The sequence below is a fragment of the Nocardia rhizosphaerihabitans genome, from assembly GCF_014646295.1.
GTDB lineage: Bacteria > Actinomycetota > Actinomycetes > Mycobacteriales > Mycobacteriaceae > Nocardia > Nocardia rhizosphaerihabitans.
On record NZ_BMNE01000001.1, the window covers coordinates 616565 to 635401 of the forward strand.

General features: G+C 68.6%; 17 protein-coding genes. 2 read left to right on the forward strand and 15 right to left on the reverse strand.

What is annotated here, in order from left to right; genetic code table 11:
- Positions 1–82: 82 nt before the first annotated feature.
- Both IEY60_RS02690 and IEY60_RS02695 read right to left on the reverse strand, forming a co-directional pair.
- On the reverse strand, positions 83–1324 hold the full coding sequence (locus tag IEY60_RS02690) for an SPFH domain-containing protein (RefSeq protein ID WP_189023410.1): 1242 nt from the start codon (positions 1322–1324) through the stop codon (positions 83–85).
- A 2-nt stretch (positions 1325–1326) separates the two neighbouring features.
- A complete protein-coding gene (locus IEY60_RS02695) occupies positions 1327–1758 on the reverse strand; it encodes an NfeD family protein (RefSeq protein ID WP_189023411.1) in 432 nt (143 codons plus the stop codon).
- A 142-nt stretch (positions 1759–1900) separates the two neighbouring features.
- On the opposite strand from IEY60_RS02695, the gene IEY60_RS02700 reads away from it, so the two are divergent.
- Both IEY60_RS02700 and IEY60_RS02705 read left to right on the forward strand, forming a co-directional pair.
- A complete protein-coding gene (locus IEY60_RS02700; RefSeq protein ID WP_189024822.1) occupies positions 1901–2713 on the forward strand; it encodes a DUF3097 domain-containing protein in 813 nt (270 codons plus the stop codon).
- Positions 2714–2783: 70 nt separating this feature from the next.
- Positions 2784–3599: an Rv1486c family protein gene (locus IEY60_RS02705; RefSeq protein WP_189023412.1), complete on the forward strand. Its 816-nt coding sequence runs from the start codon at positions 2784–2786 to the stop codon at positions 3597–3599.
- Positions 3600–3612: 13 nt separating this feature from the next.
- Here IEY60_RS02705 and IEY60_RS02710 read toward each other — a convergent pair whose 3' ends face one another.
- The 13 genes from IEY60_RS02710 to IEY60_RS02770 all read right to left on the reverse strand — a co-directional run bounded on the left by IEY60_RS02710 (position 3613) and on the right by IEY60_RS02770 (position 18836).
- Positions 3613–3957: a hypothetical protein gene (locus IEY60_RS02710; RefSeq protein ID WP_189023413.1), complete on the reverse strand. Its 345-nt coding sequence runs from the start codon at positions 3955–3957 to the stop codon at positions 3613–3615.
- Positions 3958–4136: 179 nt separating this feature from the next.
- Positions 4137–4538 (reverse strand): hypothetical protein, encoded by a 402-nt coding sequence (locus IEY60_RS02715; RefSeq protein ID WP_189023414.1) that lies wholly within the window; start codon positions 4536–4538, stop codon positions 4137–4139.
- Positions 4539–4624: 86 nt separating this feature from the next.
- Positions 4625–5674: a ferrochelatase gene (locus IEY60_RS02720; protein ID WP_189023415.1), complete on the reverse strand. Its 1050-nt coding sequence runs from the start codon at positions 5672–5674 to the stop codon at positions 4625–4627.
- Positions 5674–6510: an NADH-dependent enoyl-ACP reductase InhA gene (inhA, locus tag IEY60_RS02725; RefSeq protein WP_189023417.1), complete on the reverse strand. Its 837-nt coding sequence runs from the start codon at positions 6508–6510 to the stop codon at positions 5674–5676. The genes IEY60_RS02720 and inhA overlap by 1 nt, the downstream gene beginning before the upstream one ends.
- Positions 6511–6584: 74 nt before the next feature.
- Complete coding sequence (fabG1, locus tag IEY60_RS02730) at positions 6585–7301, reverse strand: 3-oxoacyl-ACP reductase FabG1 (RefSeq protein ID WP_189023419.1); 717 nt, start codon at positions 7299–7301, stop codon at positions 6585–6587.
- Between the two features lie 85 nt (positions 7302–7386).
- Positions 7387–8391 (reverse strand): VWA domain-containing protein, encoded by a 1005-nt coding sequence (locus IEY60_RS02735; RefSeq protein WP_189023421.1) that lies wholly within the window; start codon positions 8389–8391, stop codon positions 7387–7389.
- On the reverse strand, positions 8388–9344 hold the full coding sequence (locus tag IEY60_RS02740) for a DUF58 domain-containing protein (protein ID WP_189023423.1): 957 nt from the start codon (positions 9342–9344) through the stop codon (positions 8388–8390). The genes IEY60_RS02735 and IEY60_RS02740 overlap by 4 nt, the downstream gene beginning before the upstream one ends.
- A 23-nt stretch (positions 9345–9367) precedes the next feature.
- On the reverse strand, positions 9368–10534 hold the full coding sequence (gene moxR1 / locus IEY60_RS02745; protein ID WP_189023425.1) for a chaperone MoxR1: 1167 nt from the start codon (positions 10532–10534) through the stop codon (positions 9368–9370).
- 362 nt (positions 10535–10896) lie between these two features.
- Entirely contained in the window at positions 10897–12483 is a 1587-nt protein-coding gene (locus IEY60_RS02750) for an MFS transporter (RefSeq protein ID WP_189023427.1), read from the reverse strand.
- Positions 12484–12526: 43 nt separating this feature from the next.
- Positions 12527–13603, reverse strand: coding sequence for an alpha/beta hydrolase (locus IEY60_RS02755; RefSeq protein WP_189023429.1), 1077 nt, complete (start codon positions 13601–13603; stop codon positions 12527–12529).
- 100 nt (positions 13604–13703) lie between these two features.
- Entirely contained in the window at positions 13704–15920 is a 2217-nt protein-coding gene (locus tag IEY60_RS02760; RefSeq protein WP_189023432.1) for an MMPL family transporter, read from the reverse strand.
- 277 nt (positions 15921–16197) lie between these two features.
- On the reverse strand, positions 16198–17823 hold the full coding sequence (locus IEY60_RS02765; RefSeq protein WP_189023434.1) for an FAD-dependent monooxygenase: 1626 nt from the start codon (positions 17821–17823) through the stop codon (positions 16198–16200).
- Positions 17820–18836: an AfsA-related hotdog domain-containing protein gene (locus tag IEY60_RS02770; RefSeq protein WP_189023436.1), complete on the reverse strand. Its 1017-nt coding sequence runs from the start codon at positions 18834–18836 to the stop codon at positions 17820–17822. The genes IEY60_RS02765 and IEY60_RS02770 overlap by 4 nt, the downstream gene beginning before the upstream one ends.
- Position 18837: the final 1 nt, after the last annotated feature.

The following is an 18837-nucleotide window of genomic DNA, read 5'->3' on the forward strand; positions in this document are numbered from 1 at the left end:
CGCCTACTGTCGCACGCACACCGACCTCGGCGGCGGCTTTCGGCACACTCGCGGGGCGGTCGGCCCGACCGCCCCGCTCGGCTCAGCCGTGCTGCGGCGGCTGCCAGGGGCGACCGTACGGGTCGTCCGGACGGGGCGCGGGCGGCTGCTGCTCGGGGGCGATCGGCGGTGGCGTCGGCAGCGTCGGGTGCTCCACCGGCGCAACGGTTTTCGGTCGCGGCGGCTCGAAACCCTCGACGGGGGTCCGGGCGGTCGCTTCCGCGGCGCGCACGGCCTGCTCGATCTTCGGGTCGGATGCCGTCTCGAACCAGTCGGCGACGTCGGAGTCGTCCTCGATCTTCACCGGCGGATGCTCCTCGGTGGACGGTTCGTACCGGAAGACGCCGTCCTCGCCCTTGGTGGCGAAGTTCTGGGCGAAGCCCTCGAGTGCCTTGCCGAAGTCGCTGGGCACCAGCCACACCTTGTTGGCGTCGCCGCGGGCCACCATCGGCAGCGTCTGCATGTATTGGTAGGCAAGCAGTTCCGGCGTCGGCTTGCCGTTCTTGATGGCGGCGAACACCTTCTCGATGGCCTTGGCCTGGCCCTGCGCCTGCAGGTACGAGGCGGCGCGTTCACCCTGGGCGCGCAGGATGCGGCTCTGGCGCTCACCTTCGGCCGAGAGGATCGCGGACTGCTTGCCGCCCTCGGCGGCCAGGATCTGGGCCTGCTTGGCACCCTCGGCCGTCTTGATCTGCGATTCGCGGGTGCCCTCCGCGGTCAGGATCATCGCCCGCTTCTCGCGGTCGGCCTTCATCTGCTTCTCCATCGATTCCTGGATCGACGGCGGCGGATCGATGGACTTGAGCTCGACGCGGGCCACGCGCAGGCCCCAGCGGCCGGTCGCCTCGTCGAGGACGCCGCGCAGCTGGTTGTTGATCTGATCGCGGGAGGTCAGCGTCTCCTCGAGGGTCATGCCGCCGACCACGTTGCGCAAGGTGGTGACGGTGAGCTGCTCGACGGCGGCGATGTAGTTGCTGATCTCGTAGACGGCGGCCTGCGGGCTGGTGACCTGGAAATACACCACCGAGTCGATCTGCAGGGTGAGGTTGTCCTGGGTGATCACCGGCTGCGGCGGGAAGGACACGACCCGCTCACGCAGGTCCACCTTCGCGCGGATGCGGTCGGCGAACGGGACGAGGAATGTCAGCTGACCGGACACGGTGCGCGAATACCGCCCGAGCCGTTCGATCACCGCCGCCTCGGCTTGCGGGACCAGGGCGATCGATTTGAAGACCACCACCACGACCAGCAGGACGAGGACGGCGGCCACGATCAAGGCAACCATTGCTAAGGACCCTTCCAGACGACGGCGGTCGCGCCGTCGATCTTCATCACGTAGACGGTCACGCCGGCGTCATAGACATCGTTCGGGTCCAGCGGCCGCGCGGTCCACACTTCACCACCGAGCTTGACCTGACCCGAATGTTCGGCGACCTGTTCGAGCACGAGCGCCGACTTCCCCGGCAGCGCATCGACATTCGTCGGAATGGGGGGCGGGGAACCGAACTTGCGGCGCAGCACCGGCCGCACACCCAGGAACAGCACCCCAGCGACCGCGCCGAACACCAGCGCATCGCCCCACAGCGGTAGGCCTGCCGCAGCGCTCACGGCCGCGGTGCCGAGTGCGGCGACACCGAGCATGAGCAGCGTGAGATCCCCGGTGAGCATTTCCGCCGCCGCCAGGACGATGCCCGCGATCAGCCAGATTATTGCGGCCACGACCCCAGACTAGCCCCGAATGCGGGTTTCTGGGCGGGCTCGCCGCCCACGAGCGCGATCTTGGCGTCCAACCGTTTTCGCGCGCCGCTACCGCCGGTGCGGCGTCCACGCCTCTAAGCTCGGCCGGGTGAGTGGGCGTGACATGTACGGCGGCGACATCTATTCCGGACACCAGCGGACCAAGAAGACACCGGTACCGAAAGTGACTGCCGAGCGGGACCTGGTGGTGGAGGACGCGGCGAGCGGATTCTGCGGCGCGGTAGTCGGTTTCGACCGCAGCTACGACGGCGACTTCGTGAAACTCGAGGACGGGCGCGGCGCGGTCCGGCTGTTCGCGCTGCGCGAAGCGGCGTTCCTCATCGACGGCAAACCCGTCACGCTGGTGCGCCCGACCGCGCAGGCGGCCAAGCAGCCGGCCCGGTCGGCGTCGGGGTCCACCCGGGTCGAGGGTCTGCGGGCCCGGGTCGCCAGGACCAGCCGGATCTGGGTGGAGGGCGTGCACGACGCGGCGCTCGTCGAGCGGGTCTGGGGGCACGATCTGCGGGTGGAGGGCGTCGTCGTCGAGCATCTCGAGGGCCTGGACAATCTCGGCGTCCGGCTCACCGAATTCGGGCCCGGTCCCGGCGCCAGGGTCGGCGTGCTGGTCGATCACCTGGTGACCGGTTCCAAGGAGACCCAGCTGACCACCGGCCTCGGCCCGCACGTACTGGTGACCGGACATCCGTTCATCGATGTGTGGCAGGCGGTGCGGCCCGCCGCGGTCGGCATCGAGGCCTGGCCGACGGTGCCGCGCGGCGAGGACTGGAAGACCGGCATCTGCGCGCGCCTGGGCTGGGGAACGCCGCAGGAAGGCTGGCGGCGGGTCTACAACGCGGTCGGCTCGTTCCGCGATCTGGAGGCGCCGCTGATCGGCGCCGTCGAACGGCTCATCGACTTCGTCACCGAACCCGAGTAGTCGACCCGCAGGTCAGACAGGTCCTCAGTGCCCGCACACGAAGCCGGGCAAACCTTTATGCTCGTTGATTATGTGCTCTCCCAGTGCCACGCTGACGCTGTGGGCCGGCTCCTGGCTGGCCGGTACCAGCGCGCCCGACGACCTCCTGGAGGCACTGCACGCCTGGGCGGCGCGGCACACACTGGCCGCCGGCGATCCGGTCACCGGCGGGCGCAGCGACCTGCCGTGGACCTCACGCGACGAGGGCGCCGGCACCGGGGTCATGCCGCTGCTGAAGGTGATCCGGGAGGCGATGGCGCCGCCGGGCGCGCAGCTGCGCCTGGTGCTGCCCGCGCCCGGTGACGTGCGCGGACTGCCGGTCGGCACCGCGTTCGCGGCCGACGCGATCGAGGCCGAGGAAGGCCTGCTGCTCGGTGTTCCCGGCGAGGAAGGCACCGGTCTGATCCCGCAGTGGGACGACGACGAGAACCTGCAGTGGACCGTCTACAGCGTCGACATTCCGCGCGTCACCGGTCCCGACATGTCCCTCGGTGAGGCCGAGTACACGATGCGCGAGGCCGTCCGCGACGCCGCCGACGCGCTCATGCAGCTGCACACCACCTCCGTCGGCAACACCGACGCCGACCCGCGCGAGCAGATCGAAGCGCAGCTGGCGGCGTACTCCCGGCACGCCTATCCCGACTCGATTCCGTTGCGCGCCAAGCGCATTCTCGACACCGCCGACCACGTGGCGGCGATTCTCACCGTCGCCCAGCACGAACCGGCGTCCTCGCCGACCTCGGCCACCGCGATCGGTGCGCACGAGTCGTTGCTGCGTCCGCTGTGGAACACGATCCGCGAAGCCCGGCTGGTGGCAGTGCATGCCGCCGCCGGGCCCGCCCGCTAGCCTCGCCGGTCCGTCAGCGCCGGTAGGGCTGCTGGTACTGCGGCTGGCCCTGGTACGGCCCCGGCTGCGGATACGGCATCGGCTGCTGCGGCGGGTACGGCTGAGGGTAGGGCGCCTGCTGGTACTGCGGCGGATACTGGCCGTGTGGCTGCTGCGGGTATCCGTGGGACTGCTGGTACTGCGGCGGGTACGGCTGGTGCGGGCGCGGCTGCTGGTACTGCTGCGGCGGCATCTGCTGGGGCGCACCGTTGTTCGAGCCGCCGCTGAACTTGCGGATGACCACGATCAGGATGATCACCGCGATCACCGTGAGAATGGTGATCCAGACCCAATCGGGCAGGCCGATACCGATACTCACCCCGTCACCACCGCCCCCGCGGCGAGCGTCGACAGCGTCCGTCGCGGACGCGAGCACTAGTGTGCTGACCGGTATTTCGGCATGGTTCATCGGGCCTCCCCCGTCGCGAATCTCCACCTTCCGTCGAAGGTCTGCGGGCGATGCTAGCGCAGCAGGCGTCCGAAGTGACAAGCGCCGGTTCAGAATCCGCCGATCGCGGTCTTCAAGTCGGGCTGGTCGAGGACTTTCAGTGTGGCGGTGCGGACTTCGGGGCATGTGCGGGTGGTGACGGTGTCGACGATGTGGCGGTTCCAGGAGATCGCGGCGTTCGCGGCCGGGTCCTGCACCGTCCACAGTTTCATCGCGCCGGTGAACGCCACCCGGGCGACCGGTGGGCCGAGTGCCTTCCAGGTGCCCTTCTGGCCGTCGAGGATGCCGCAGAGTTCGTCCACCGACGCCTGCGAGATGGTGGGTTCGGTGGGGGCCGGGCCGACGGTCTCGTAGCCGGAGTCGCCGCCGCAGCCGCTCAGTCCCAGCGACGTCGCGGTCAGGACCAGGAGAACACCCGCCGTCCGTCCGCGGCGGGACATCGTCGAACGCATCGGAATCCTCCGATCTGTCGAGCACAGTCCCGCAAAAGCCTACTCCCGGCACCCCGGTAGCCCGGCGAATGTTTATCCGGTTGTGTTCATGGCCGGGCCGGGCGCGACGGTGGCGCGCAGCAGCCGGGCGCGCACAGGGCGCCGTCGACGGTGCATCCGTAGCCGGGGACCTCGCCGAGTTCGCGCACTGCTCCCCCGCCGAGGCGTTCCTGGATCAGCTCGACGATCATGCGGGCGAAGCGCGGGTCGGTGCCGGGGGTGGCGGCGCGGGCGAAGGCCATGCCGAGTTCGGCGGCCCTGGCCGATGCCTCGTTGTCGAGGTCCCAGATCACCTCGAGATGATCGGAGACGAAGCCGACCGGGCAGACCACCACGGCGTCGATTCCCTTGCCGTGCAGCACATCCAGATGGTCGACGATGTCGGGTTCCAGCCACGGCACCTGCGGCGGGCCGGATCGGGACTGCCACACCACGTCGTAGTCGGTGAAACCGGTTGCCGCGGCACACAATCGGGCCGCTTCGGCGACTTGCCTGCTGTAGAGGCGGCCACCGTCGGCGGGCGGGCCCGCGGCGATGTCGGCCGAGACCGGGATGGAGTGCGCGGTGAACACCAGGCGCACGCCCGCGCGCCGGTCGGCCGGAATCTGTTGTACCGCCGCGGTGATCGCGTCGGCGAAGGACTCGATCAGCAGTGGGTGGTCGAAGTACTGGCGCAGCTTCACCAGTTCGGGCGCGCCTGCCCCGACCGCGGCGCGGGCGCGGGTGATGTCCTCGTCGTACTGGCGACAGCCGGAGTAGCCGCCCCACGCCGAGGTCGGGAAGACCAGGGCGGAACGCACACCGTCGGCGGTCATCGTGGCGACGGTGTCCTCCACCATCGGATGCCAGTTGCGGTTACCGAAGTACACCGGCAGGTCGAGCCCGGCGGCGTCCAGTTCGGCCTCGACCGCGGCGATGATCTGCCGGTTCAGCGCGTTGATCGGCGAGACACCACCGAAATGCAGGTAGTGCTGAGCGACCTCGTCGAGCCGGGCGCGCGGGATCCCGCGGCCCCGAGTGACGTTCTCCAGAAAGGGGATCACGTCCTCGGGGCCCTCGGGACCGCCGAAGGACAGCAGCAGCAGGCCGTCGGTCATCAGTTGGCGGTGAAGCCCTCGGGGAACCACATGTTGTGGCTGGCGCCGCCGTCGACGTAGATGATCGAGCCGGTCGTGGCGGGCAGCCAGTCCGAAAGCAGCGCGACGATCGACTTGCCGACGGCGCGCGCGTCGGCGCCGTCCCAGCCGATCGGCGACGCGCCGTCCCAGTACTCGTCCAGCTGACGCAGTTGCTTGGCGTCGTCGGTGGCGGTACCGGCGATGGCCTTGGCCGCGAGGGTCTTCACCGGACCCGCGGCGATCAGGTTGGAGCGGATCTTCTTGGCGTAGCCCACTTCCCGGGCCACGTACCGGTTCACCGACTCCAGCGCGGCCTTGGAGACGCCCATCCAGTTGTAGTACGGCATCGCCACGCGCGGATCGAAGTCCATGCCGACGATGGAGCCGCCCTCGTTCATCACGGGCAGCACGGCGCGGGCCAGCGAGGCGTAGCTCCACGCGGAGATCTCGAACGACTTCGCCACATCGGGGCCGGGGCCCTCCAGGAACGGCACCGCCTCCGGACCCATCAGGGTCTTGGGCGCGAAGGCGATCGAGTGCAGCACACCATCGATGCCCTCGGGCGCCAGCTCGCGCAGGGCGTCCGCCAGCGCGCCCAGGTTCTCCTCGTTGGTGACGTCCAGCGGGATCGCCGGCGGCACCTCCTGCGGCAAGCGCTTGGCGATGCGGTCGATCAGCCGCAGCCGTTCCGGGATGCCGGTGATGATCACCTTCGCGCCCTGCTCCTGCGCGACCGCCGCCGCGCTGAACGCGATCGACGAATCGGTGATGATGCCGGTGACCAGGATGGTCTTGCCTTCGAGCAGTCCGCCCATGAGTTTTCGGTTCTCCCTGAAATCAGTATGGTTGCCGCCACCTTGTCGGTGGCGCGGGGCAATCCGTTAGCGGATCAGTGACCCATGCCCATGCCGCCGTCGACCGGAATGACGGCGCCGGTGACGTAGCGCGAGTCTTCCGACGCCAGGAAGCTGACCACCGCGGCGACGTCCTCGGCCTGGCCCAGGCGACCCAGCGGAATGAACTTCTTGGCGGTTTCCTTCAGATCCTCGGGCAGCTCGGAGGTCATGTCGGTCTCGATGAAACCGGGAGCGACCACGTTGGCGGTGATCGAACGCGAGCCCAGTTCGCGAGTGATGGAGCGCGCCATGCCGATCACGCCTGCCTTGGAGGAGGCGTAGTTGATCTGACCGGGGCCACCGCCGAGACCGACGACGGAGCCGAGGAAGATCATCCGGCCCCACCGCGCGCGAAGCATGGCGCGGTTGGCGCGCTTGGCACAGCGGAAGGCGCCGGTGAGGTTGGCGTCGATGACGCGCTCGAACTGCTCCTCGGTCATGCGCATCAACAGGGTGTCGTCGGTGATGCCCGCGTTCGCGACCAGCACCTCGACCGGGCCCTGGTGCTCCTCGACCTCGGTGAACGCACGGTCGACCGACTCGCTGTCGGTGACATCGCACTTCACACCGAACAGGCCGTCGGGCACCCCCGATCCGCGGTGCGTGACGGCGACCTTGTGGCCGTCGGCGAGCAGGCGCTGGGCGACCGCGAGACCGATACCGCGGTTACCACCGGTCACCAGGACCGAGCGGGGTGTGACGTTCGACATAGGGTCCAACCTATCTGTTCCGGTTCGTGTGCCCCGCGTCAGGGTCGCGCCACTGCGACGACTCACAAATGCGGGGCCGGGGGTGCTAGGGCAGGCGTTGACGATAGAGCAAACTGACCACGACGCCCGCGGCGATGAACAGCATGCCGAGCAACAGCCACGGCCTGCTCGCGTCGCCACGGGTGGTCTCGTAGCCGATCTGTTCCTCGAGCGTGTCGTAGACGGCGCGCAGTTCGGCCAGCGAGGACGCGGTGTAGAACTCACCGCCGGACAGTTTGGCGATCTCCTGCAGCGAGGCGTTGTCGACGGGCACCTTCACCCGCTGCGAACCCTTGCCGTCGGAATCCGGGATCTCGACCGTGCCCCATTCGGTGCCGAAGGAGATGGTCGAGACCGGGATGTTCTTGTTCTTGGCCAGCCGGGCCGCGGTGAAGCCGTGGCGGGGGTTGTCCACGTCCTTGTCGTCGGGCACGGTCTGCTTGCCGTCCGACATCAGCACCACGCGCGCGGGCGGCGGGGTCTCCGCGCCACCGAGCACGGCGGCCAGGGTGTCGATCGACTGCAGGGCGGTCAGAATGCCCTCGCCGGTCGCGGTGCGCTCGGCCAGCTTGATGTTGTCGATCGCGTGCTTGACGGCCTCGCGGTTGGTCGTCGGCGACACCATCACCGACGCGGTGCCCGCGAAGGTGACGAAACCGAGGTTGATGCCGGGGGTCAGGCCGTCGACGAATTCCTTGCCGGCCCGCTGCGCGACCTGCAGCCGGTTCGGTTCGACATCGGTGGCCTCCATCGACAGCGACACGTCCATCACCAGCACGACGGTGGCCCGGTTGCGCGGCACCTTCTGCACGGCGGTGGGACCGGCGGCGGCGATGGTCAGCAGCACGAGGCCGACCAGGATCAGCGCGATCGGCACGTGCCGCATCGGGCTCGGCCGCGACGGGGCGACCCGCTCGAGCACGGACATGTTGCCGAACTGCAACATCCGCTTGTGCCTGGCGCGCTGCACCAGCACGTAGCCGAGCACCAGCAGGGCGACGACCGCCAGGAAACCGAGCCAGACGACGGCCGTGAAATGCGAAATACTCACTGGCGAGGCACCCGCCCGCTCGGGGCGCCGAAGCTGTGGCGCCGGGTGGACACGAACCGGACCACGTCGGCGATCCAGTCCCGATCGGTCTGCAAGGACAGCACCGGCGCGCCGCAGTTGCGCAGTGCCAGGTGCACCTGTTCACGCTGGGCCATGGCCGCGGCCGCGAAATCGGCACGCAGCGTGGGGGTCACGCTGAACTCGCGGGTGCGTCCGGATTCCGGATCGTGCAGCACCACGTCACCGCCGTCGGGCAGGGCGACGTCGAGCGGGTCGAGCACCTCCACCGCGAGCAGGTCGTGGCGTGCCGAGATCGCGCGCAGGGAACGCTGCCAGTCGACGTCACCGAGGTAGTCGCTGATCACCACGGCCAGACCGCGTTTGCGCTGCGGACGGCGCAGCGATTCGATCCCGGCCTTCAGGTCACCGCGGACGCCGTCGCGGGCGTGCGGGGTGGTCGCGATGCCGCGCAGCATGGTCTGCGCGTGCAGGCGACCACTGCGGGCGGGGATGCGAACCAGATCCTGACCCGTCGCGACCACGGCGCCGATGCGGTTGCCGCCACCGGAGGTGAGGTGGGTGATGGCCGCGGCCGCAGCGATGGCGAGATCGCGCTTCTGCACCCGGCCGGTACCGAAGTCCAGGCTCGACGACAGGTCGACGACGAGCCAGGTCTCGAGTTCGCGGTCGGCGATCATCTGCCGCACGTGCGGATGGGTGGTGCGGGCGGTGACCGACCAATCCATCTGCCGCACATCGTCACCCGGCTGGTACAGGCGTGCCTCGCCCGGTTCCGAGCCCGGTCCGGGGATGAGTCCCTGATGGTCGCCGTGCAGGACGCCGTCGAGGCGGCGCCGCACCGTCAGTTCGAGCGTCTTGAGCGCGGCCGACAGCTTCGGGTCGGTCAGTTCACCGGCACGGAACGACGGCGGCGCGTGCGACGACAGGGGCACGCGGACAACGGGTTCCGGCGCACTCACTGGGGCGCGACGTGGCCGGCGGGCTGGGACTGCTGCCCGTTCACCGGCTGCGGGACGGGCTGTTGCTGGGCGGGCGGCTGCGGCACCGCGGGCTGCTGCGGGGCGGCCTGGCCGCCGACGGCCTGCGGCGCGACCTGCGGCAGACCGACGGTCTGCAGGACCCGCTTGATGACATCCTCCGGGGTGACCTCGTCGGCGAGCGCGTCGTAGGACAGCACCAAACGGTGGCGCAGCACGTCCGGGATCACCTCGACGACGTCCTGCGGCACCACGTAGTCACGGCCGCGGATCAGCGCGACCGAGCGCGCGGCGGCGATGATGCCGAGGCTGGCACGCGGGGAGGCGCCGTAGGCGATCCAGCTGGCGACATCGGCCATGCCGAAGTCGGCGGGCGTGCGGGTCGCGGTGATCACACGGACGACGTAGTCGACCAGAGCGTGGTGCACGAAGACGTTGGCGGCCAGCTTCTGCAGCCGGATGATGTCCTCGGGCGCCAGGATCTGCTTGGGCTCCGGCGGGGTCACGCCCATCCGGTAGATGATCTCGCGCTCTTCCTCGACCGAGGGGTAGTCGACGACGACCTTGAACAGGAAGCGGTCACGCTGGGCCTCGGGCAGCGGGTAGACGCCCTCGCTCTCGATCGGGTTCTGGGTCGCCATGACCAGGAACGGATCGGGCATCGGGTAGGTCTTGCCACCGATCGACAGCTTGCGCTCGGCCATCACCTCGAGCAGTGCCGACTGCACCTTGGCCGGCGCGCGGTTGATCTCGTCCGCGAGCACGAAGTTGGCGACGACCGGACCGAGCTCGGTGTCGAACTCCTCGCGGCCCTGGCGATAGATCCGGGTACCGATGAGGTCGGTGGGCACCAGGTCCGGGGTGAACTGCACCCGGGAGAACGAGCCGCCGACGACCTTGGCGAACGTCTCGACGGCGAGGGTCTTCGCGACGCCGGGCACACCCTCGAGCAGCACGTGACCACGCGCCAGCACGCCGACGAGCAACCGCTCCACGAGCCGATCCTGACCGACGATGACCCGTTTGACCTCGTAGATCGCCTTCTCGAGAGTCTGGACGTCACGCTCCAGGGTGCTCGGCGTTGCCGTACCGGCGTCCTTCGCCAGCTTCGGCCCGCTCACACCTTCCGTCGAAGTCACCAACATCCCCGCTTTCGCTTTGGTCCTGTGCGTGCGGCACCAACTATTCCAGGTAACAGCCCGGCGCGCCGCAACCGGCCAGGAGTGGACGTGAATTCGTCGCATTACCGCCGGGCCCGGTTGCTCGTCACCCTACGCATTTCCAGCGCCGACCGCACCGCACGACGCGGGCAGCCGTCTGCTGTTCATCGACGGCTACGGGCCCGCCGGAGCGCCTCTCCGCACATCTGGTTGTCTCGCAGTTTGCTGTCGACCACTGCCCTCGCCACCGGCAGCGCCGAAGCGAGGTGCGGCGGCATTTGTCCACCGTCATCGGACGTATGTCGCGTGACCTGGAATTCCAGGTCACGCGACAACTCGTCGGCGGATCAAGGCACCGGCGTCTCCTGCGCTTCCTGGCTCGGCCGCGATTCGAGGTCGGGAGCAGTGGGGTCGAGGACGAAGTCGCGTCGGCGAATCAGGACGAATGCCGCCGCGCCGACCACGACGCAGGCGATTCCGCCGATCATCGCGACATCGGCGAACGCTCCGAGGAACGCCTCGGCCGCGGCCGCGCCGACAGCGTCGGCGCGATCCGGCGGCACCGTGGCCACGAACGGTCCGATCGCGCCGGCCGCCACCGCGTCCGAGGCTGTCTCCAACGCGGTATCCGACAAGCCGAGGTCCTCGGACAGTGCCGTGTTGATCGATGCGTGCGCGACCGCACCGAGCACCGCGATGCCCAGAGCGGCACCGACCTGCTGAAAGGTCTCGTTGGCTCCCGAGCCCATGCCGGAGTCGTCGGCGGAGACCAGGGCCACCGATGCGTTGGCCCGCGGCGGATTGAACAGCCCCATGCCGAGGCCGGCGACGAGGAAGGGAACCAACGCCGCCGTCCAGCTGTCGTTCGCATCGACTCCGAGCAGGAGCAGGAAACCCGCCCCGGTGAGCACCAGGGCCGCACCGATCAGCAGATTCGTCGGCACCCGCGCGCTGAGGACACCGCCGACGGTAGCCGCGAGGAGCAGCATCACTGTCAACGGCAGGAACCGGATGCCCGTTTCGATCGCCGACAGTCCCAGTACACCCTGCATCCACAGCACTCCGAACAGGATCACCGGCAGTACGGCGAAGTTGATCGTGAATGTCGCGGCCGACAGCGCGTCGAACGTACGGTTGCGTAGCAGCGCCAGGTCCAGCATCGGGTAGCTGATCCGTGACTGCACGACGACGAACCCGATCAGCAGCGCGACCGATGCGGCCAGGGCGACACCCGTCGTCGGCGAGATCCATCCGACGATCGGTGCCCGGATGATCGCGAAGACCAGGGTGAACAATCCCGCCGACAGCAAGGCGAGGCCCGCGTAGTCGGTGGGACGGTCACCGCGCCCGGCACTCTCGGGCACCATGGTCAGGACGATCAGCAGCGCGAGCAGCCCCACCGGCAGGTTGATGTAGAACACCCAGCGCCAATCGAGTTCGGTGAGCGCCCCACCGATCAGGGGACCGGCGGCAACGGCGACGCCGGCGATGGCGCCGAAGATTCCGAAGGCGCTACCGCGTTCCCTGCCGTGGAACTCGGCGGCGATCAGCGCCGGCCCCACGGCGTACAGGATCGAGGCGCCGATTCCCTGGACCCCGCGGGCAACGATCAGCAACGACGGTTCGGTAGCCAGACCACAGGCCACCGAGGCCAGGGTGAACACGACCAGACCCAGCGCGAACAGTTTGCGCCGACCTACGCGGTCTGCCAGTGACCCCGCCGACAGGAGAAACGCGGCCAACCCCAGCGCGTAGGCATCGATGACCCATTGCATGTCACCGAAGGTCGCGTCGAGATCCACCTGGATGGCGGGCATCGCGACGTTCACCACGGTGAGGTCGAGCATCAACATGAACGTTGCGGCACAGACCGTGGCCAGTGTCCACCACCGATGCACACCCACCCCGGCAGCGCCGGCCTTCCGGATCACCACTGCGGACCTCCCCTTGACGTTCGGGCTTCGAGACTGTTCGACATCAGCCCGAGTACTTGTCGAGCCAGTCGGCCAAGGGGTCGAAAACCCTACTGGGATCGACGGATTGGCCGATGTAGTGCCCGGCGCCCGCGATGACGACGGCCTTGGTCTCCGGTGCGGAGGTGAAGTAGGCGCCCGCCTCCATGCCCGCCGTCACCCGGCGGTCACGTTCGCCGTACATGCCGAGCACCGGCACGGTGATTTCTCCCGCCTTGGCGAGATTGAGGGCAAGACCCTGGCCCTGGCTCATCATGTCGCCGCACGGATGCTGGTTCTGCAGGGGCAAGGCGGTGGCCAGAACGGCGGGATCTATCCCGTCGAAGTTTCCGGTTTCGAACTCCTCGCGCCCCTGATCGAAGTACACGTAGCCGCGCTTGCCCGGATCCTTCTCGTGCGCGGAACCGCCGGCCGCGCACTGGCCTGCCGCCACGAAGAATCGTGGATAGACCTCGGGGGTCAATCCGCGGTCGACCCACGCCATCAGGATGATCGAATCGACGTCGTGGAAGCTGTACGCCTCGATTTCGGCGAGCTGCCCGCCGTTGGACTGCCCGGCGAGGAACACCTTGTCGAATCTGGGCGCCACGGCGCCGTCGCCCCGGACATAGTCGCCACTGCGCAGGGCCTGCACGATCTGATGCGCCATGGTGGCCTGCGAACCCATGCAGATACCCGTGCCTGCCGGAGCATCACTACGGTCGTAGCCGAGGCGGTCGATGGTCAACGAGGCGTGGCCGCGCGCGGCCATCTCGTAGGAATGGTGATACCCCGCGACCGGTAGCCGCCAGTACCATTCACCGCCGGCGATGCCGTGCTCGTACAGGGTGATCGCACCATCGCCGTCGAGCTGGTCGCGCGGAGCGGTCAAGTGTCCGGCGATCGTGTATGTCCCGCCGTCGCCACTGCACGGGACCTGCGTCTGGTTGACGTTGACCACCCGGAACTCGACAGGAATATCCACCACACCCGCGGGGACGGCGGGAGCACCTGGTTGCGCGGAGGTAACGGGCGCGGTGATCACGGCGGCGGCGGAGACGACCACCGCGATGCCTAGGACGAGTTTTCGGACACGACTCATTGCAGCACTCACTACTGACTCCTGTGACAGGGCGCCGGCAAACATTCAGCGCACTGGGATTGCCGTCCGGCGACGGCGGGTGACAGTGACTATCGGACGCTCAAGAACGGGCCACCGGCTGTACGTCGACGGCCTTGGTCACCGACAGCGGTTCGCTGACGGGGATACGGGCGTGCAGGCGTCGCAGCGGCGCAGGCGCCCACCAGTTCCACGGCCCGGCCAGTCGCATGAAGGCCGGCACCAGGATGCCTCGGACGATCGTCGCGTCGACGAGAACGGTCAACGCCATGCCGAGGCCCAGCTGTTGCAGGAAGGTGACACCGCTGGTCGCGTAGACGGCGAAGGAGATCGCCAGGATCAGCGCCGCCGCCGTGACCAACGGAGCCGAGCGGGAAATGCCCTGCACCACTGATTGATTCGCATCACCGGTGCGGTCGTACTCCTCCTTGATCCGGGAGAGCAGGAATACCTCGTAGTCCATAGACAGGCCGTAGGCGATGCAGAACATGAGGATCGGGATACTCGGCTCGATCAGGCCGGTCGGGGTGAAGTCGAGGATGCCCGCGAGATTCCCGTCCTGGAAGCCCCACACCAGCACACCGAACATGACCGAGAGCGAGAGCATGTTCAACACGGTCGCCTTGAGCGGAGCGATCACCGACCCCGTCATCACGAACAGGATCAGGAAGGTCACCAACGCGATGAGCAGGCCGACGAGCGGGAAGCGATCGACGACACCGTCGATGTAGTCCTCCATCATCGCGGGCGAGCCACCCACGATCACCGCCGAGGGCGCTGCTGTGGCTCGAATGTCACGAACGAAGTGATTGACGCCCTCATCGAGCTGAGCTCGGGTCGGCAGGACCGAGAGCCAGGTTCCCGTACCGTCCTCCGCGGTAAATCGTGCGCGAGTGGTCGGGTCACCCGGGACGGTGGCCGTGCCCTGCACATAGGTGCCGAGCGCGCTGTCGACGCGGAGGACACCCGGCACCAGCGACAGTCGCGCCGCGTACTCGCCGATCGAATCGGGACTCGCATCGGGTGCGACGACGGCGACGGCGTCGGCGTCCTCGGTGAGGAACTCGGCTCGGATCGTGTCGTAGACCGTGCGGACCGGCTGCGACGGTTGCAGGACCCGGTCGTCCGGTGCGCCGAACTGAGCGCCGAGCGCGGGCGCACCGAGCACCAGCAGCGCGATCAGGCCGACCGCGCCACCGAGAGCAGGCCTGCGGATCACCGCACTGGTCACCCGCACCCACAGCCCCGTCGCCGTGGAACCGGCACGCTGCGGGTTACGCGGCAGCGCACGGGTACCGAGCAGGGTGAGGGTGGCGGGCAGGATCACTCCGACGCCGATCAACGCGGTGGCGACCACGGCGATGCCCGCGTAGGCGAACGAGGACAGGAAGGGGAACTGAAACACGAACAACGCGGCCAGTCCCGCCGCGACGGTGGCGGCGCTGAAGATGATCGTGTGACCCGCGGCGCGCAACGCCGAGCGCACCGCGTCCGCGACCTCACGGCCTGCGGCCAGTTCTTCACGGAAGCGGTAGGTCAGGAACAGACCGTAATCGACGCCGAGCGCGATACCCATCGTCAGCGCGATATTCGCCGCGAACGGCGAGACGTCGGTGAAGCCGGCGATGATGCGCAGGATCGCCAACGTGCCGACGACCGAGAAGAGGCCGATGCCGATCGTGACGAGGGCGAGCACAACACGTCGGAAGACCAGCCACAACAGGCCGAGAACCAAAGGCAGGATCAGCATTTCGGCGCGCAGGAAGTCCTGACGCGATTGCACGGCCGCCGCGCGGAACACCTGGTCGCTGCCCGCGAGGGTCACCGAGACCTGGGTGGCCGCCTCGTCGGCCGCGACAAGACGGCTCTCGAGTTCCGGCAGCAGCTCATTGCGTACGTGGTTGGCGCTGCCGGGCGCCCACGCGAGGATCAATGCCTCGCCGCGGTTCTCGCTCGCCAGCGTGGGCGAGGATCCCGCGTCCCAGAACGACGTGACGTCCTCGACGCCTGGTTCAGCCCGCAGCAGTTCGGTGAAATCCCTTCCGGCACGGGCGATATCGACATCATCGACCGACCGGCCCGCCTCCGGCGTGACGAGCACCGCGATATTGGGCGTGCCGGTGCCGAACTGCTCGGCCAGCATCCGCTCCGCGTCCGCGGACTCCGCGGTAGCCGACTCGAAGCGGCTCTGCGTCAACGCGTCCATCGCCCCCGCGGCGACGACGCCGAACAGAAGGAACACGATGAACGCGCCGACCAGGACCTTTCGCGGATATCGAGTGACCAATGTGGCAATCATGGAGTGATCCCCTTCGGGGTCGAGTCGGTAGATGAGCACAAACCGGTACCCCCGCGGGGATACGCGCGCTTGCTCACCATCTCAGCGGCTTGTCTCGGCTGTCTATGTGTCGTAGGGAGTAGTCGGCGGGTGCTGCGACGCGGTGACCTGCGTGTTAGCGGTGCGCCGACGACGGCGCCGGCCGCACGCCGATCGTGGGAAAGGCCGAGACGTGACGGCGCCCTCGCACCGAGTCACGCCTCGGCCGCCCACGGACATTCCGGTGGTTTGCCGTGGGTCACCGGGTCAGGAGATCGCCGCTCTCCTCGGGGCTCAGCACCCCTGGCAATCCGTTCAGCAACGCGTCGACGTCCAACGACGAGGTGGCGTCGGCGACATAGCCATCCGGGCGAATCAGCACCAGCGCGCAGCCCGCGAGCTCCGCACGCAGCGCGAAGCCGGGTGGGACGTGGTAGACCTCGGGGAGTACCTGCTCCAGGCCGGTCTCACCGGCGGCGAGAACCAGGACCTGTATCGCGATGCGGTATGCGGCTATTCGAGCCGGAATCTGCCTCAACAGCCGGACGTCGGGCGCACTGGGCTGCGCACCGAGCACGACCAGCAGGGTGTGTCCTGGCGCGTCGAGCAGCGAGCGCAGCGCAACCACCGCGCCGTCCGGCCCGGTCACCTCGACGTTCGGTACCGCGCGCCCGAGTCCGCGGCGCCCGCCCCCACTGCCCACGATGGGACTCTCCCGGTAGTCCAGCTCGAATTGAGCCAGTGCGGGGACCAAGCGCTTCTCCAGCAACCCTGTGCGGCTCAGCGTCGAGAGCAGCAGGTCCCTGGCCCATCTGCCGCGACCGGATCGCACAGTCCACAGCCTGGTCTGCCGGTCGGCGGCGGTGATCACCTGCTGGGCGATCGGCACGCGCTCGGCGGCGTAGCTGTCGAGCAGTATCGCGGAGTCCACCCCGCCGTGCAGGACCGCCGCGAGTTTCCATCCCAGGTTGGCCGCGTCCTGGATACCGGTGTTGAGGCCCTGACCGCCCGCCGGGCTGTGCACGTGTGCGGCATCGCCGGCCAGCAGGCAACGCCCGGACCGGAACCGCTCGGCATGGCGCATGTGCACGAGAAACCTTGTGCTCCATGTCAATGCCCGAACCTTGATCGGATAGGGAGCGCGCACGTCGACCAGCTTCTGGAGGTCGGCGGTCGACGGCGCGGTGTCCTCGGCGCCGAGCTGGGTCGCGTCGGCGAAGACCCGGACCTGCCCGTCCGGCAGCGGCACCACGACGAGCACGCCGTCGGGGTGGAGGTGATAGTGCGCCTCCCCCGGCGGCACCGGTGCCGTGATGTCACCGTCGCCGAGCGTGTAGCGCTGCTCGTACGTACTGCCCTGAAAATCGATGCCCGCCAGGGTGCGCACCGCGCTGTGCGTACCGTCGCAGCCGACCACCCACCGGGCGCTCAGCGTCTCGACACCGTCGGGACCGGTCAGGGTCGTCTCCACCGAGTCCGGGGTGTCGATGAGCCCGGTCAACTCGGTCTGCCAGTGCACGCTCACCCCGAGCGCGCGCAGATTCTCGATCATCGCCGATTCCACGGAGGGCTGGGTGATGATCACCGGCGACGCGGAGTTGGCCGCGGCGGGCCCGAACGGCACATGTGCCACGACCTTGCCGCCGGAGAAGTACTTGGCCGCCGTCATCGGGATCCCGCGTGACCGGACCGCCTCGGCCGTGCCTTGCCGTGCCAGGACATCGAGAGCGCCGTCCCACATCGTCAGCGCGCGCGCCTGATCGGCGGGCCGGTTCGCCGCCCGGTCGATGATGCGGCACGAGACGCCGTGCCTGCGCAGCTCGGTGGCCAGCGTCAGACCCGTCGGGCCCGCGCCTACGACCAGGACATCGACCATTCCCGTCATGACTCGGCCCGCACACGGTGGACGAACGAACTCGCGAATTCGGCGATCGAGGCCAGCTCGAGCGTGCCGGTGGTGAGTACCCGATCGAACTGGCGCAGCTCGACGTCGACCCGGGCCGTGTCCGGCCGTGTCGAGTCGACCGGCGTGCAGACGCATTCCAGCGGCGCGCCGAATTCGCCGAACTGGTCGAACCGCGAGGAGCACGACACCACGGTGGTGATCGGTGAGGTGAGTCCACCGGAGCGCACCGCGGTGTCGATCGCGGCCTGGCGGAACGCCTCGATGATGAACGGCCCTGGCACATGGTCGTATTCGTGATCGAACAGCGCGGGATGCCGCGGATCCGGCAGCAATGGGTACACCCAGCGCGCGCCCTCGTCGGCAGGCTCGGCGATCACGATATTGCGGGAATCCAGCCGTCCCACCCGTTCTGGTGGCAGTGGTGACAGGACCGGCTGTCCTGGGTCGGCTTCGGACTTCCGCGACTGCTGGTAGGCGCGCAGGGCCTCGTAATCGGCGCGCGCCAGGAACACGACATCGGCGCTGAGCTGCATGGCGCTTGTCCCGCCGACGCGCAGCTCACCTTCCAAGGTCAGGTCGGCGAAATCGGCACCCCGGTCTGTTCGCGACACGATCTCGTAGCGCAGGACACCCTCCAGTGGCGATTTCTCGTCGTCGAGAAACGCGGCGCGATCGGTGACCTCGAACTCGTAGCGCAGCATGCTGAACGGCAAGCCGACGGGAACGCCGACATGCCGGTGCAGCACCACGAACGACCCCTGCCGCGCGGCCTCGGCCATGGCGAACGGGTCGTGGTACACCGTGGTCCGGTCGTACCAGAGGCTGTGCGCGCGCGGGATCTGCACGGCGGCATAGAAGGTGGAGTCGCCCTCGGCGACAGAATCGGACACGAAGACCTCGCCCAGCGCACGCCGGTGCGCGTGCGCCCTCGCGACGGTTCGTTCGAAGGTCAGCGTCGGTAGGGCCTGAGGTCGAAGATCGATCTCTGTCATC